This is a genomic window from Campylobacter sp. CNRCH_2016_3089 (assembly GCF_025772505.1).
GTDB classification, from domain to species: domain Bacteria; phylum Campylobacterota; class Campylobacteria; order Campylobacterales; family Campylobacteraceae; genus Campylobacter_D; species Campylobacter_D lari_D.
The window spans coordinates 132,634-147,206 of record NZ_JAKMSF010000002.1; the positions used below are offsets into that span (position 1 = coordinate 132,634).

Below are 14,573 nucleotides of genomic sequence, written 5' to 3' on the forward strand. Positions count from 1 at the left end.
CGAATTTCTTATTAAACAAAATCAACTAATCCAACCTAATTTCTTATAGGTTAGTATCAACCGCTCATCTTTTACTAAATTTTCATCTAATGACACAACTTCATATCTATTTTTACTTCTCCATCCACTGGTAATAGGCAAAAAATGTCTTGTTTCAAAATTTGTATTTAAGTTATTTCGCAAACTTTTTTCAAGAGCATGGCTATAGTGATCATGAACTCTCCATTGTAAACAATCAGCAAGAAAAGATCTGTTATCTCCATTAAGACCTAAGCACCATTTTACGACTGCTTTTCCTTTTCTTCGGTCTAAATAACATAAATCTTTAAAAGAGTATTCTTTCTCTAATGTTGTATTAACAATCCATTCTCCATTAAAATATAAAGGCTCATTGGTATTTTCAGCTTCTTCAAATATCGATTGATTATTTTTAGACAAAACAAGTTCATCGATATCTACATACAAAACCGATCTCGCAGTTTGCAAAAATCGATATTTTGCATGTTCAAACATCAAATACATCGAATAATCAGAATCCCAATTTGAATTCTCATACTTCATAGGACCATAAGGAACTGGCCATCTAACCACAACAATAGAAATACTAGTATTATTCCTTAAATATTCAAGTAACTCTAAAGAAGAATATTCTTCTGAGCTATCATAAATCAAAACAATATCTGCGTTATGTATTTTTTGGTAATAATCACAATAATCTTTAATCCATCTTAATTGATTATCCTTGTTTTTAAGCAAAACAACTCTTTTATCTTCTAGTAAACAGGAATTATTGTCATTGATAAGATTAACATTTACTTTTCCATAAATATTAAATTGCAAAAACTCTGGCTTAAGCCAACTATTGTAGTTAATTACTGTGTGCGATACTCTGTCTATTTCTATGGTTTGTATTTCAATATTACTATGTTTTCTTCTTTTTAAAAGGCTAAATTTTGTTAAAAAAGAGATATTTCTGTCTGATACCAAATCTGTCATATGGTATAAAGGAGCACCTATGCAATGAATTTTTTTTTCAGATATATCATAAAAAATATCCACAAATATAATCCCATAATCATAATTTTGATCAAAATCTTTTTGTCTTAAATGACTTGGTCTTTGCGGTTGTCTTTTATCGGTTAAATATGGCTCAAAACATATCGAAGAAACATCAAAAAATTCAACTATCCTATTTGACATTATTTTCCTTTATTAAATTTTTAATAAAATTTACCATTCTTACAGCAGTTTGCCCATCACAATATTGCATATATCTATTCCAATCTCTTTGTAAGTTCTCTTTGGTATATAATCGATGTGCATCTTTTATACTACTTGCCAAATCCTCTTGATTAAACACTATGAAACCTGGTGTATCTTCGTAATCATTATAGGTATTTCTTTGACCCATATATATTGGCAAATCATAAGGATATAAAATAATCGGTTTTTGAAAATGCAAAAAAGAAAATACGATTGAAGAATAATCTGTAATCAAAATTTCCGTAGCATTCAAGACCAAACTTTCATCATAAGAACTAAGATTTATAAAATCTTCTGGCAAATCACACTTTTTATAGTTTGGATGAATTCTACACGCTAGTATATATTCATCTCCTAATTCTTTTTTGATTTTATCAAAATCAAAAGCTGGTTTGTATGTTCCGATGTTTGTAAATTTACCATATGATTCTCTAAAAGTTGGCGCATATAACACTAGTTTTTTTTGATAATCTAATCCTAACTCCAACATAGCTTGTTCTTGAGTTTTTTTGTTTTTCATAATTCTATCAGAAATGATATTACCAAATTTTAAAATCTGATTTTCTTTTAAATCAAAAGCACTCATATAAGCCTTAACCGCATCATCGCAAGAAACCATTGAATAAGTATAAGATGTGTGATGCTTCTTATGTTCTAAATACTCATTACTATTTACATTAAACATATCCAAGCCAAATTTCTTTAAAACACCTGCTGCATGCCAAGACTGAATTACTTCCTGCCCCTTTCTCGGTTTAATTTCAAATAAATACCAATAATGCCCGTCTAAAATAATAACCTTGGATCTTGCAAGGTGATACATAATTCTAACATCTTCAAAAAAACCACTATTTTTAGCAAGAAGTGTTTTAACTGCAATGTGTTTATTTTTCAACAACTCTTGTTTTATTTCATTTAAAAAATACAATTTGCCACTAGGTCTTATAGCAAACGTAACTTTATTTTTTTTCATTGGAATTAAAGTAGAAAATGTATTATATAAAAAAACAACAAAAGCTCTTCTAGCTTTACCTTTACAAATTTTTTTATACATATAATTCACAGAAGAAATAAAATTATTTTTTATTTTTTTAAAATACGGCATAGTTTTTTTAAAATATATAAAGCATGAAATAGATTTTAAATTTTGTTGGTTTTTTCTTTTAACTAGTGCTTTACAAAGTGCTTTTTCATCTGTAGCTTCTGCTACTGCTTTAGGTAGAAATTGATCTTTGTATTGCTGTGGTATACAAGATAAAATCTTTAAAACCATAGGAGTGTATTCTGTAATTTCTGTTTTTGAAAATTTTTCCATAGGATTTAAAACTCTTTTTAAAAAGTCATAAGTTAAAAATCTTTCATAATAATTTTTTGCACATTGAGGTAATATAAAATTTTTAAGCTGATCTTGAACATTAAATAAATCATTCAAATAAGAAGATTTCCAAGTATTTGTTGACTGATCTGCCCTATCTCTTCGGTATAGATAAACATATCGATTAAGCATTAAAATGTTAGGTTTTTTGCTAATAAGTAAATTACTAAAGTAATGATCTTCAGTCATCATACAACCATCTAGAAATTTAATTTCATTTTGCTTGATAAAATCAGCCTTATAAGCTCTTACGCAAGGACTAATACACAAACTAAAAATTTTTATGTCATCTTCATTATTATAATCCAATATATGTGTATTAGTAATTACCTTTTCATAAGAAGCACTTTTCCATTGCTTTTTATTGTCAAAATTCAAAAGTTTACCTTGAATTATATCAGCATTATATAGAGTAAAATAATCATAGTAGATCTTTAAAATATTTTCAGGAAGCAAATCATCACTATCTAGAAAAATAAAAACCTGACCTTGGGCTTTCAATATACCAGCATTTCTCGCACTACACAAACCACCATTTTCTTTGTTAATAATTTTTACATCTATATTCTTATGTATTGACTTAAATACTTCACATATACGTAATGTCTGTCCATTATCAGTAGATCCATCGTTAACTATTATCACCTCATAATCAATAAACTCTTGCTTTGCAATAGAATCTAATGTATAGCCTATTGTTTCAGATGCATTATATGCTGGAATTATTATAGAAAAAAACATTATTTGTCCTTTAGTTTTACAATTTCTCTTAGTTGGTCAATATTTAACTTATTATTAGGAAAAATACTAGAAGTCCCGAGCACAAAACAATTTGCTCCGAAACTAGAAAAAATTTCAATATTTTTTAAAGTCATATTACCATCTACTTCGAAAATAAATTTTTCACGTTTATTTTCTTTAATAAACGAACCTATGTTAGCTGCTTGTATTTTTGCTATATCTGTTTGTACCTGAGATGCAAATCCAGGATTTACAGTTAGATAATTTATTCCATCTATAAGATCAGCTACGATTTCAATACATTTAATCGGAACCATTGGATTTAAAGCCAACAAAACCCTAGCACCTAAATCTTTAATCTTTTTTGCCATTTCTTCAAAATCAAACACAGCCTCTATATGAATAGAAACCATATCACCTTCTCTAATAATGTTTTTATCTAAAACATTTTCTGGATTATCTACCATCAAATGGAAATCAAAAGGTAGGTTTGATAATTTCCTAATATCTGCAATTTGATCATATGAAAATCCTAAATTTTTTACAAAATGGTTATCCATTAAATCAATATGTAAAAAATCAACCGAATGATTTAATTTTTCAATGCTATCTCTTATATCCACAATAGAAGCACACGCTATAGATGCTGAAAATTTTTTATCCATTATTACTCCAAATAACCTTTAACTCTTGTAAATTATTGTTATATTTTTTTCTAATTAAATCTATAAGTTCTTCAAACGAAGTACCTACGGCCAATAATTTTCTTAACCAATGAAAATCAACCATTCTAAAAATTTCTACAGCATCTAACCAATTTTTAGGATACTCAGAATTCCATACTCCAAAAATCTGTGCTTCATTTCTTAAAATTTTCCAATAGTAATCTCTTTTTAATATAATATCCCCACTAGGATTTCCAATTAACACTAATTTAGATTCAGAATTTAAAATTTGCATACTTAAATTAACAGATTCATTAGACCCAACCGATTCGAATATGAGATCAAATGATAAATTGTCTAAATTCTCTTTTATAATAGAAAAACCTGCACTGCTTAATAAATCAGATTTAAAACTATTTCTTGAAAAAAAAGCTATATCTTTTACGCCCAAATGTTGTAAAAAAATTCCAATAAAAAGACCTATAATTCCAGTCCCTATAATACAAACTTTATCATTTTTATCAATAGTTATCTTATTTATTGCATTAAGTGCCACAGAAGCAGGTTCTATCAAGCAAGCTAATTCATATGGAATATTACCTATTGGAACTAAATTCCAAGAGGGAATTTTTATATATTCTTGAAACCCACCATCTTCACGAGAACCGAAATAACCATAATTATGACACCGGTTGTAATAGCCTTTTTTGCAACTTACACATTTAAAACAAGGTTTTAATGGAAATACAGCAACAGAATCACCGATTTGAAAGCTAGATAGGGTAGATTTATCTTCAACAATTCCGCAAAATTCATGGCCTAAAATCAGTGGAAAACTATATGGACCTTTATCAAATATTCTAGAATAATCACTACTGCATACACCGCATGCTTTTACTTTTATCAAAACCTCATCTTTAGAATGATCTACAACAGGGACATTATCATTTACAATTGAAAAACTATTAAAATTATTTAAAATCATTTTTTTCATTCTTCTTTCCAGCCTCTTTCTATAATTTTAGCAATAGCATAATCAATACTGGTTGTAATTTTGATATTTCTTTCATCGCCATTAAATACATAAACATCATAGCCTTGCAAATAACAAATTTGAACAGTACCTGTGATTACTTTTTTTTCATAGTCTTGTATCTTATCAATTGATTTTTTTAATATTTTAAATTTGAACGAGTCCGGAGCTTGTCCATTTATTAAAAGATGTCTATGAGGAATATCATCAACAAAATTTTCTTTTATATTATAAATTGTATCTTTTGCTTCAATACCAGCAACAGCCACTCCGTATTTTTTAGCATAAAATATAGAATCTGATAAAATCTTTTTTGTTATAAAAGGCCTAACCGCATCTAAAACAACAACAATGGAATCTTCATGAAAATTTTGGGATTCTAATAAACTAACCGCGGAATTTAGACTATCTATTCTTTCTCCACCTCCAATCACAATACTTAACTTATCCAAAGAAATTTTATAGTTGTATAATATCTGCTTTGTATATTCCTCCCAATCTTTACTAACCACCAATACAATCTGATCAAAAAGATCGGATTTTAAAGTTCTTTCTAATGTTAATAATATTATAGGCTTCATCGAAAGCGATAAAAACTGTTTAGGAAGTACCGTTTTTCCCATTCTCTTTCCAGAACCCGCTGCTAAAATAACAGCTATATTTTTACTTTTTTTCATAAAAATACCTCATAATCGACTCTTGCTAAAAAAATGATAAATTTTTTTACATACTTGACCATCACATGCACTCATAAAATTATGCCATATTTTATCAGATACAATAGGATTTAAAATACATTGATACAATTCATCAAAATTTCTTGCAACCATTTGCTTTCCAACCAAATCTTCTGGCTGAAAATACAATTTTCTATTGTTTGATACATATTCTTTTAAATCGGGAACAAATAATACTATAGGCTTAGAGAAGTATGCAAAATCAAATAAAATGGAAGAATAATCTGTAATCAACATATCAGCACTAGCCATTAATTCTACTATATCCACTCTATTTGAAACATCAATAACATTAGAAGAAAAATATTTTTTTGACAACTGGATACTTGGATGATTTCTGTACAAAATACAATATTTATTGTAACACAGACTTACGGCTTTTTCAACCACTTCTAAAAAGTTAATATCACTATATCTTTTCTCATTTTCAGTTCTAAAAGTCGGACAATACATTACTATAAATACATCGTTCTTAATATTGTAAAAATTTAGAATTTTATTTTTTATTTCATTTACTTTATTTATCTTATACATCAAATCACTTCTTGCTAAACCTAAAGCTAAAATTTTATCTTCTTGTATATTATAAGCTTTAGACATAATGTTTTTCAAGTTATTATCCGAAATAACAACATGGGTATACTTCCCATGTATTCTTTTTATTCTATTAAATTCACCTTTGGCGTCTCTATCTTCTCTATACGCATCAAAGCCAAAAGCTTTGTATGCGCCACCAGCGTGCCATAATTGAACAAAATCAGTTTTTTTATGCAAAGAAATTTTAGATAAAATAGAATCTGCTTGATCCACAAAAACAATCCTTGATTGTGATATAATCCAAATTTTATACAATAAATTACTTTTATAATTTATTTTAACAACAAAAGAGCTATACTCTTTAAAATATTTATATAAAATTTCTACATTTTTATAATATACACTTGTTTCATTTTCAACAAAACAAGTATACACTTTACGACCGCAACTAAAATAAAAAATATAATATAAAATATTTAAAATAAATATATTTAACTGTAGAAAAATTTTCTTCATACTTACAATCTTTCTCCAATATTTTTTCCAGATAAAAAGCTTTGATCACTCCACAGATAATCCCATTCTCCAAATCTACCACAAGTTAAAACACCGCATTTTCTTACATAATTAAGAAGTTTATCTCTATGTTTTTCCATATCATGATTAAAAATAACATTTGCATAAGGGATAATTCTAAAATCTTCACATATAATATCCTCTTCATTGCAAAATTTCATTTGTAATAATTTTTCTTTGACATGCTTTATAAAAAATCTTCCAAATTACCGTAATTATTGCTCATCTTCTCCAAAGATTTAAACTCAGAAAAATAAATCTCAGCTTGGATACTAGAACAACCATCTGGAGCATTATAACCACTTTTTACAGATGGACTATAAAAACGTGCAAATAATTTATCTTCATCATAAACATAATACCACAAACGCTCTGGAATTTCCTTATCAAAACCTAAAGATACCAAAGCTACGGATGTAGTGCAAAGATGTTTAGATGAATCTAACACATCTTGAGGAGTATTTTTTAATATTTTAACAAGTAAAGGCAAAGGTAAAGTAGAAATTAACTTTTCGTATTTTACTTTAGTTCCATCTGAAAAATAGATTATTTTTTCCTCATTATCTATAATTACAACTTCTTTTTGATATGCAATATCTATTTCTTTGACCATGCTTTCTAAAAATGCCTTATATCCGCCTTTTATAGGATAATACATTTCTTTAGCATAATAAGTCACTGGAGTATCTTCGCTCATAGCGCCTATTAAAATCTCATCTATACTTGGCTTGTAAAATCTTGGTCCTACAAACATATGGTTAATACTTAAATATTTTGCATCTAAAGTCCAATATTTTCTAGTATATTTCATAGCAAATTCTTCAGAAAAAAACTCACCATATTGAGCTTTAAGCCATTGTTCAAAGTTTTCAACTTTGATATTTTCGTAAGTATTTTGTAACATATCTTTAATAGCTTTTAGTTTTATATTTAAAGGCAAAGGATAAAGATTGTTTTGCGCTGGATGCTTTACCCAAATTCCTTTATAATAATTTAGCAATTGTGGCACATGTATATGATACTTAGCAGATGCAAAAAAAGCTTTTTTTACACTTTCATCTTTTGTAAATGATAAATGCACCGCATTATCAAACCAAAATTTACCCTTAGCAGAATCTACAAAAAATCCTCCACATAAACCACCATACTCACTGCTTTTTTCATACACCTTTACTTGTCTATTTTGCTGTCTTAAATGATAAGCCGCTGAAATCCCTGCTATACCGGCTCCCAATACTACTATACTTTCACTTTTCATTAATCATCTTTAAAAAACCTTCTTTAAGGCTTATTTTTTGTTCCCAATTTGGTAGCTTTTCTCCACCTTCAAAAGGTATAAAATTTTCTCTATTAGAATAAGGTAATACACCCCAAATAATATTTAATTTTTCTTGAGTACACTCTTCAAAGATATTTGACAACTGCTTTAAAGTAATTCTTTCTTTTGAATGTAAAGCATAAATTACATTATTTATATTTTTTTTATTCTCAAAGTTATTAATACATTTTTCAAAAGCATTAATAACATCGTCAATATAAAGCATATCAATAATTTGTTCTCCACCACTCATTCTGATAACTTCTTTAGTCTCTAATGACTTTTTCCATAAATTAATAATTTTTGGACGCCAATCATTTAGTCCATATGTATCATTTAATAAAATAGTTACAAATTTATATTTAGCAATCTGAGTATAATAATTTGCAATATTTAAAAAAGCTGTTTTTGTTGCTGCGTATAAATTAAGGGGATTATTTGACAAGTTTTGATAGAATTGCCAAAAAGTCCCGATATTTATAAACCAACCAGAAAAACCAATTAAATATAAGATTTCCAATAATTTAACACCAAATAAAATATTAGAATCAATTAAGTCTTTTAAATCTTCGGGTCTATGATGCTTTAAATATAAAGTCGCAAGATGCAAAACTCCATCTATTTGTTCTTCTTGAAGATTTTCTTTCAGCACAGCAAAATCTTCATAATAGTAAATTTTGCAATAATCTTTGATTTTATCTATATTACTACTCTTTCTTACTAATGCGATAATCTCATATCTACTATGCATTTGTAAGATAAAATTAGTCCCTATAAAACCCGTTGCACCAGTTACTAAAATTTTCACTTATTTTATCCACCTCAAATTATAAACAATCTTATCTTGTCTTTCGATCAAAGGCTTAAACTCCATCCAAGCTGTGGCTACAACCAAAACATCACATTCAGAAACAATCTCATCAAGACTGTTTTTATAATACAATTTATAATCATAAGTTTTAGCAAACACATCATTTGCTATAGGATCATAAGCATATATATTTTCAAAACCTAAATTTAAAAGTTTAGAAATCAAGGTGGCAGATTTAGTATCTCTTACATCATCACTTCCCGGCTTAAAACTTAAGCCTAAAATTGCAATTTTTTTATCCTTGGAAACTTCTTTTTGTATTTTATAAGCGTAAAAATCAAGAATTTCATCATTAACTTTTAAAATATCATTTAAAATTTTTGCCTCATATCCTTTATCTTTACTTTTTTTATACAAAGCAAGAGTGTCCTTAGGTAAACAATATCCACCAAAACCCATTCCAGGGTATAAATAACTAGTTATACCACTAGGATTTCCGCTAAATCTTTTATCACTATGCAATATTTTAAAAGCACTTATAATATCTATATTGCCTATATTTTGTGCAATCATGCTCATTTCATTAGCATAACTTATATTCAAACTTAAAGTAGTATTACTAAGATATTTAATAAATTCACCGGTATTTAAAGAAGTAAAAAATATAGGCGAGTTAAAAGGCTTATACAACTCTTCTAACTCTTGAAAAATTTGCGCATCCTGACTACCAATAACCACCCTATCAGGATTCATAAAATCACTATAAGCAAACCCTTCTCTTAAGAATTCAGGGTTATTTACAAGATGACATTTTTGCCCTACACTAAGACCCAAGGACTCTAAATGTGGGATAAAAACTTCTTTGCAGCTTGAAGGTGGAACTGTAGATTTTATCACCAAAATCGGCTCTTTTTGGCATTTATCTAAATTTTGTGCAGTTGTCCTAAGCGCATTTAATAAAAAATTCAAATCAGCACTTCCGTCTTCACTCATAGGTGTACCAATACAATAAAATATAATTTTAGCTTCTTTTAAAGCTTCTGTTACATCATTAGTGATTTTCAATTTTTTTCCCAAAACATCATTTAATGCTTCCGGTAATCCTTCTTCGTGAAATGGTATTTTTCCATCGTTAAGCAATAAAGCTTTATTTTTATCTATTTCATATCCAGTAACATCGAAGCCTTTTTTTGCAAATCCAACTGCTGTAGTAAGACCAACAAAACCTAATCCAAAAACTGCTACTTTTAACGACTTCATAAAAGCTCCCCATTTTCTTTTTCAAATTTCAAAAACTTTAAAAATCTTCTCACGCCATCTTCAACTAAAATAGTAGGGTTATATTGTAATTTATTTCTAGCTTTATCAATAATTGGACATCTACGATTTGGATTATCTTTTAAATAATTTTTATCTTCTGAAACAGCAAAGTTAACTTGTGGCTCAAAATTAAAAATTTCTTTTGAGTATTTAGCATATATATATGATAGCTCTTTTACAGAAATTTCAGGTTTATCAATGCCTATATTAAAATAATCAAATTTTCCATGCACTAAAACCTTTAAATATCCCACAATAGCATCAGCAATGTAGCAAAAAGTTCTTTTTGGGGATCCATCACTAAGAATTTCTATATTTTTACCTTCTATAACTGCTTTAGCAAAATCTGCAGGTACTCTTTTATCTCCTATACTCATTCCTGGACCATAGTTGTTAAAAGGTCTTGCTATAGTAATTGGCATATTAAACTTTTGTGCAAATAAAGAGCACATTGTCTCCCCAAATCTTTTAGATTCATCATAACATGCTCTAGGACCTATACAAGCTACATTGCCTCTATACTCTTCATCAGTTGGAATTTGACTAATATCAGGATCACCATAAATTTCAGAACTAGAAAAAAATAAAAATCCTTTAATATTTTTATTTTTATAAAAATCAAGCAAAGAGCGTAATCCCCAGATATTTGCATCTAAAGTTTCTATAGGATAAGTACGGTAAAACATAGGACTTGCAATACTTGCAGCATGGATTATCAAATCAGCACTATGGGCATCTTTTAAAAGATCGATTTTATCATTTATAATATCAAATTTATGAAGCTCTAAAATATCAGAATAATCAGTCGATAAGCGTTCTAACCATTTTGGCTTTCTAAGCATAAAGTTATCTAGTGCAATAATTTTTTTTATATTTAAGTCTTTTGAATATTTTACAAAAAAATTAATAAAATAAAATCCCAAAAAACCTGCACACCCTGTAAATAAAATTGTGGAGTTGTTAAATTTTTGTTTTTCAACTTTGGTTAGAGAATTATAAATATACTCTAAATCCTCTATTACTATTGGATTATCTAAGCAATTATAAGAATTCATATTAATCTCCAACTTACTTTTGTTTTGCACAAAATTCTTGAATTTTGCATATCATATATTCAATCATTTCTTCACTCATCCCTGGATACACTCCAATCCAAAAACTATCATTCATTATTTTTTCTGTTACCTCTAAATTTCCTACCACTCTATAATCCTTATTCTTTTCTAAAGAATCAAAAGCAGGATGTCTTATAATATTACCCGCAAATAATGTTCTTGTTTGAATATTACATTCTTCTAAGAAACTAGTAATTTCATTACGAGTAAATTTTACACCATCTTTTAGAGTAATCATAAAACCAAACCAACTTGGTTGAGAATTTGGCTGTGTTTCTACCAAATGAAGTTCACTAAGATTTTTTAGTCCATTATATAGTTTTTGATAATTTTTTTGCCTTTTTTCTATAAATTCAGGAAGCTTTTCAAGCTGAGCACAACCTATCGCAGCTTGCATATCTGTAGCCTTTAAGTTAAAACCAAAGTGAGAATATACATATTTATGATCATATCCCTTTGGTAAGCTTCCAAACTGCTGGGTAAAGCGACAACCACAAGTATTATCTTTTCCTCCTTTACACCAACAATCTCTCCCCCAATCTCTCATAGATAATATAATTTTTTTAAGCAAAGGATTGTTAGTATAAATAGCTCCACCCTCTCCCATGGTTATATGATGAGCTGGGTAAAATGAACTTGTACCTATATCTCCCCAAGTACCAGTATATTTATCATCATATTTAGAACCTAATGCATCACAATTATCCTCAATCAACCAAAGATTATTTTTATCGCAAAACTCTTTAATAGCTTTAATATTAAAAGGATTACCCAAGCTATGTGCAATCATAATCGCTTTAGTTTTAGAACTTAAGGCTTTTTCAAGTTGAGTTACATCAACATTAGCAAATTGTAACTCCATATCAACAAAAACAGGAACTGCTCCATATTGGACAACGGGAGCAATTGTTGTTGGAAATCCTGCAGCTACAGTTATAACTTCATCGCCTCTTTTAATTTGTCTTTCCTTTAGTAATGGTGAAGTTAAGGTATAAAAGGCTAATAAATTTGCAGATGAACCAGAATTAACCAAAAAGGCCCATTTTGCTCCTAAAAAATTAGCAAGATTTTTTTCAAACTGCTCAGAGTACCTTCCAGCAGTGAGCCAAAAATCCAATGAACTATCAATTAAATTCTCCATTTCTTTTTCATCAAAAACACGCCCTGCGTAATTTATCTTAGTTTTTCCTCCTATAAACTGAGTTTGTTTATTTGCATGATATAGCTTATAGTACTCTTTTACCTTATTTAAAATATCTTGTTTTAATGTATCAGAATTCATTTAATCCCCTTTATTTTTAATTATTCCATAAAGCCCATGGGGCTTTATTTTCTATCCACATTTTTGTAAGATCATTTTTATCTTTTAAAGTATCCATACATTTCCAAAAGCCATGGTGTTGATAACTATAAAGCTCACCATCTTGTGCTAAATTTCTTAATGGCGCTTGTTCAAAAACTGTCATATCGCCTTCTTTGATATAGTCAAACACCTTAGGTTCACATACAAAAAAACCACCATTGATCCATCCTGCATTATTTAAACTAGCATCACCTTTTGGTTTTTCTGTAAAACTTTTTATACGATTTGTTGAATTATCAATATCCAAAGCACCAAATTTTCCCTCAGGAAGTACAGAAGTCATTGTAATGGCCTTACCGTGGTTTTTATGAAATTTTATTAGTTCATTGATATTTACATCACTAACACCATCACCATAAGTAAGCATAAAAGTCTCATTAGCCACATAGTCTTTAGCATGTAAAATTCTACCACCTGTCATAGATTCTTGCCCAGTATAAAGCATAGTCACTTTCCATGGCTCATGTCTAGTGTTATGAATTGATATAGAATTATCCGACATATCTACCGTTATATCACTATATTGCGTGTAGTAGTTTATAAAATAATCTTTTATAATATGCCCTTTATATCCCGTTAAAATAACAAAATCATTAAACCCATAATGACTATAAATTTTCATTATATGCCATAAAATTGGTTTTCCACCTATCTCCACCATAGGTTTTGGCTTTAAACCTGTTTCCTCAGAAAGTCTTGTCCCAAGACCACCTGCTAAAATTAAAACTTTCATTTATATCCTTTCTTAATGATAACTCACACATTACCTATCGCATAAAGTTGTATAATGCCTACTATTTTTTCATCTTGAGTGACAACTATTTCTTTAATTTTATATTTTAACATAAGCTCTTCTGCCTCGCTTGCCATAGCACTTGCTTCTATGGTTTTTGGACTATCGCTCATGATTTCTTTAGCTTTAAAATCAAATCTTGGCTTACCGTTTGCCCTTAAAGCTCTTCTTAAGTCCCCATCTGTGATGATTCCAACTAGTTTTTCATTCTCAAGTACTATACAAAGCCCTAACTTACCACTAGTCATCACATTAACTAACTCATTAAATTCACTCTCAGGGCTTACCATGGGTAGATTACTTGACACCATCAAATCACCCACCCTAGTCAAAAGCTTTCTACCCAAGCTTCCTCCTGGGTGAAATAAAGCAAAATCATCAGGCCTAAAATTCCTTGCTCTCATCAAAGCTACTGCTATAGCATCACCCATAGCTAAAGTGGCCGTAGTAGAAGAAGTTGGAGCAAGCTGAAGTGGGCAAGCTTCTTTTTTTACTGCTATGTTTATAAAAATATCTGCTTGTTTAGCTAAAGTAGAATTTTGATTTCCTGCCATGACGATCAAAGGAATTTTTCTTTTTTTAATCACAGGTATAAGTTTTAAAACCTCTTCAGTTTCTCCTGAATTTGAAATAGCCAAAAGCACATCCTCGCTTGTAAGCATACCAAGATCTCCATGTAATGCTTCACCTGGGTGCATAAAAAAACTTGGAGTGCCTGTACTAGCTAAAGTCGCAGCTATCTTAGCTCCTATATGTCCTGATTTACCCATACCGCTTACTACACATCTACCTTTGATAGATAAAATCAACTCGATGGCTTTATTAAAATCTTCATCTAAATTATCACATAAATCTAAAATCGTTTTTGACTCTATCTCAAAAACTTCTTTGGCTATTTTAATCGCATCTATTTGGCTCATCTAAAT

At 29.0% G+C, this 14,573-nt stretch carries 14 protein-coding genes; all 14 read right to left on the reverse strand.

Features of this window, described 5'->3' with window-relative positions:
• Nucleotides 1-21 precede the first annotated feature (21 nt).
• The 14 genes from L8W69_RS01860 to L8W69_RS01925 are packed head-to-tail and all read right to left on the reverse strand — an operon-like array spanning nt 22 to nt 14,567.
• Nucleotides 22-1,200, reverse strand: a complete 1,179-nt coding sequence (locus L8W69_RS01860; RefSeq protein ID WP_263666295.1) for a hypothetical protein — start codon at nt 1,198-1,200, stop codon at nt 22-24.
• Complete coding sequence (locus L8W69_RS01865) at nt 1,190-3,379, reverse strand: bifunctional glycosyltransferase family 2 protein/CDP-glycerol:glycerophosphate glycerophosphotransferase (protein ID WP_263666296.1); 2,190 nt, start codon at nt 3,377-3,379, stop codon at nt 1,190-1,192. Before L8W69_RS01865 ends, L8W69_RS01860 begins: the two co-directional genes overlap by 11 nt.
• Nucleotides 3,379-4,044 (reverse strand): ribulose-phosphate 3-epimerase, encoded by a 666-nt coding sequence (locus L8W69_RS01870; RefSeq protein ID WP_263666297.1) that lies wholly within the window; start codon nt 4,042-4,044, stop codon nt 3,379-3,381. The genes L8W69_RS01865 and L8W69_RS01870 overlap by 1 nt, the downstream gene beginning before the upstream one ends.
• Nucleotides 4,037-5,038: an alcohol dehydrogenase catalytic domain-containing protein gene (locus L8W69_RS01875; RefSeq protein ID WP_263666298.1), complete on the reverse strand. Its 1,002-nt coding sequence runs from the start codon at nt 5,036-5,038 to the stop codon at nt 4,037-4,039. Before L8W69_RS01875 ends, L8W69_RS01870 begins: the two co-directional genes overlap by 8 nt.
• Nucleotides 5,035-5,754 (reverse strand): IspD/TarI family cytidylyltransferase, encoded by a 720-nt coding sequence (locus L8W69_RS01880; RefSeq protein ID WP_263666299.1) that lies wholly within the window; start codon nt 5,752-5,754, stop codon nt 5,035-5,037. The genes L8W69_RS01875 and L8W69_RS01880 overlap by 4 nt, the downstream gene beginning before the upstream one ends.
• 9 nt (nt 5,755-5,763) lie before the next feature.
• Nucleotides 5,764-6,867: a CDP-glycerol glycerophosphotransferase family protein gene (locus tag L8W69_RS01885; RefSeq protein ID WP_263666300.1), complete on the reverse strand. Its 1,104-nt coding sequence runs from the start codon at nt 6,865-6,867 to the stop codon at nt 5,764-5,766.
• A 2-nt stretch (nt 6,868-6,869) separates the two neighbouring features.
• Nucleotides 6,870-7,088, reverse strand: a complete 219-nt coding sequence (locus L8W69_RS01890) for a hypothetical protein (RefSeq protein ID WP_263666301.1) — start codon at nt 7,086-7,088, stop codon at nt 6,870-6,872.
• Between the two features lie 26 nt (nt 7,089-7,114).
• Nucleotides 7,115-8,185: a protoporphyrinogen/coproporphyrinogen oxidase gene (locus L8W69_RS01895; RefSeq protein WP_263666302.1), complete on the reverse strand. Its 1,071-nt coding sequence runs from the start codon at nt 8,183-8,185 to the stop codon at nt 7,115-7,117.
• On the reverse strand, nt 8,175-9,053 hold the full coding sequence (locus L8W69_RS01900) for an NAD-dependent epimerase/dehydratase family protein (protein WP_263666303.1): 879 nt from the start codon (nt 9,051-9,053) through the stop codon (nt 8,175-8,177). The genes L8W69_RS01895 and L8W69_RS01900 overlap by 11 nt, the downstream gene beginning before the upstream one ends.
• Nucleotides 9,054-10,316 (reverse strand): UDP-glucose dehydrogenase family protein, encoded by a 1,263-nt coding sequence (locus tag L8W69_RS01905; RefSeq protein WP_263666304.1) that lies wholly within the window; start codon nt 10,314-10,316, stop codon nt 9,054-9,056.
• Nucleotides 10,313-11,431 carry an NAD-dependent epimerase/dehydratase family protein gene (locus L8W69_RS01910; RefSeq protein ID WP_257938580.1) on the reverse strand — a complete coding sequence of 373 codons (1,119 nt, stop codon included), beginning with the start codon at nt 11,429-11,431 and terminating at the stop codon, nt 10,313-10,315. The genes L8W69_RS01905 and L8W69_RS01910 overlap by 4 nt, the downstream gene beginning before the upstream one ends.
• A 13-nt stretch (nt 11,432-11,444) precedes the next feature.
• Nucleotides 11,445-12,773, reverse strand: a complete 1,329-nt coding sequence (gene rfbH / locus L8W69_RS01915; protein WP_263666305.1) for a lipopolysaccharide biosynthesis protein RfbH — start codon at nt 12,771-12,773, stop codon at nt 11,445-11,447.
• Nucleotides 12,774-12,789: 16 nt separating this feature from the next.
• Complete coding sequence (gene rfbF, locus L8W69_RS01920) at nt 12,790-13,587, reverse strand: glucose-1-phosphate cytidylyltransferase (RefSeq protein WP_263666306.1); 798 nt, start codon at nt 13,585-13,587, stop codon at nt 12,790-12,792.
• A 23-nt stretch (nt 13,588-13,610) separates the two neighbouring features.
• Nucleotides 13,611-14,567 carry a KpsF/GutQ family sugar-phosphate isomerase gene (locus L8W69_RS01925; RefSeq protein WP_412175468.1) on the reverse strand — a complete coding sequence of 319 codons (957 nt, stop codon included), beginning with the start codon at nt 14,565-14,567 and terminating at the stop codon, nt 13,611-13,613.
• Nucleotides 14,568-14,573: the final 6 nt, after the last annotated feature.

Bases quoted from the DNA above. Each gene is read 5' to 3' on its own strand.
- L8W69_RS01905 (WP_263666304.1), bottom strand. From the start codon at position 10,316: ATGAAGTCGTTAAAAGTAGCAGTTTTTGGATTAGGTTTTGTTGGTCTT.
- L8W69_RS01890 (WP_263666301.1), bottom strand. From the start codon at position 7,088: ATGAAATTTTGCAATGAAGAGGATATTATATGTGAAGATTTTAGAATT.
- L8W69_RS01870 (WP_263666297.1), bottom strand. From the start codon at position 4,044: ATGGATAAAAAATTTTCAGCATCTATAGCGTGTGCTTCTATTGTGGAT.
- rfbH (WP_263666305.1), bottom strand. From the start codon at position 12,773: ATGAATTCTGATACATTAAAACAAGATATTTTAAATAAGGTAAAAGAG.
- L8W69_RS01860 (WP_263666295.1), bottom strand. From the start codon at position 1,200: ATGTCAAATAGGATAGTTGAATTTTTTGATGTTTCTTCGATATGTTTT.
- L8W69_RS01875 (WP_263666298.1), bottom strand. From the start codon at position 5,038: ATGAAAAAAATGATTTTAAATAATTTTAATAGTTTTTCAATTGTAAAT.
- L8W69_RS01885 (WP_263666300.1), bottom strand. From the start codon at position 6,867: ATGAAGAAAATTTTTCTACAGTTAAATATATTTATTTTAAATATTTTA.
- rfbF (WP_263666306.1), bottom strand. From the start codon at position 13,587: ATGAAAGTTTTAATTTTAGCAGGTGGTCTTGGGACAAGACTTTCTGAG.
- L8W69_RS01910 (WP_257938580.1), bottom strand. From the start codon at position 11,431: ATGAATTCTTATAATTGCTTAGATAATCCAATAGTAATAGAGGATTTA.
- L8W69_RS01865 (WP_263666296.1), bottom strand. From the start codon at position 3,379: ATGTTTTTTTCTATAATAATTCCAGCATATAATGCATCTGAAACAATA.
- L8W69_RS01925 (WP_412175468.1), bottom strand. From the start codon at position 14,567: ATGAGCCAAATAGATGCGATTAAAATAGCCAAAGAAGTTTTTGAGATA.
- L8W69_RS01880 (WP_263666299.1), bottom strand. From the start codon at position 5,754: ATGAAAAAAAGTAAAAATATAGCTGTTATTTTAGCAGCGGGTTCTGGA.
- L8W69_RS01895 (WP_263666302.1), bottom strand. From the start codon at position 8,185: ATGAAAAGTGAAAGTATAGTAGTATTGGGAGCCGGTATAGCAGGGATT.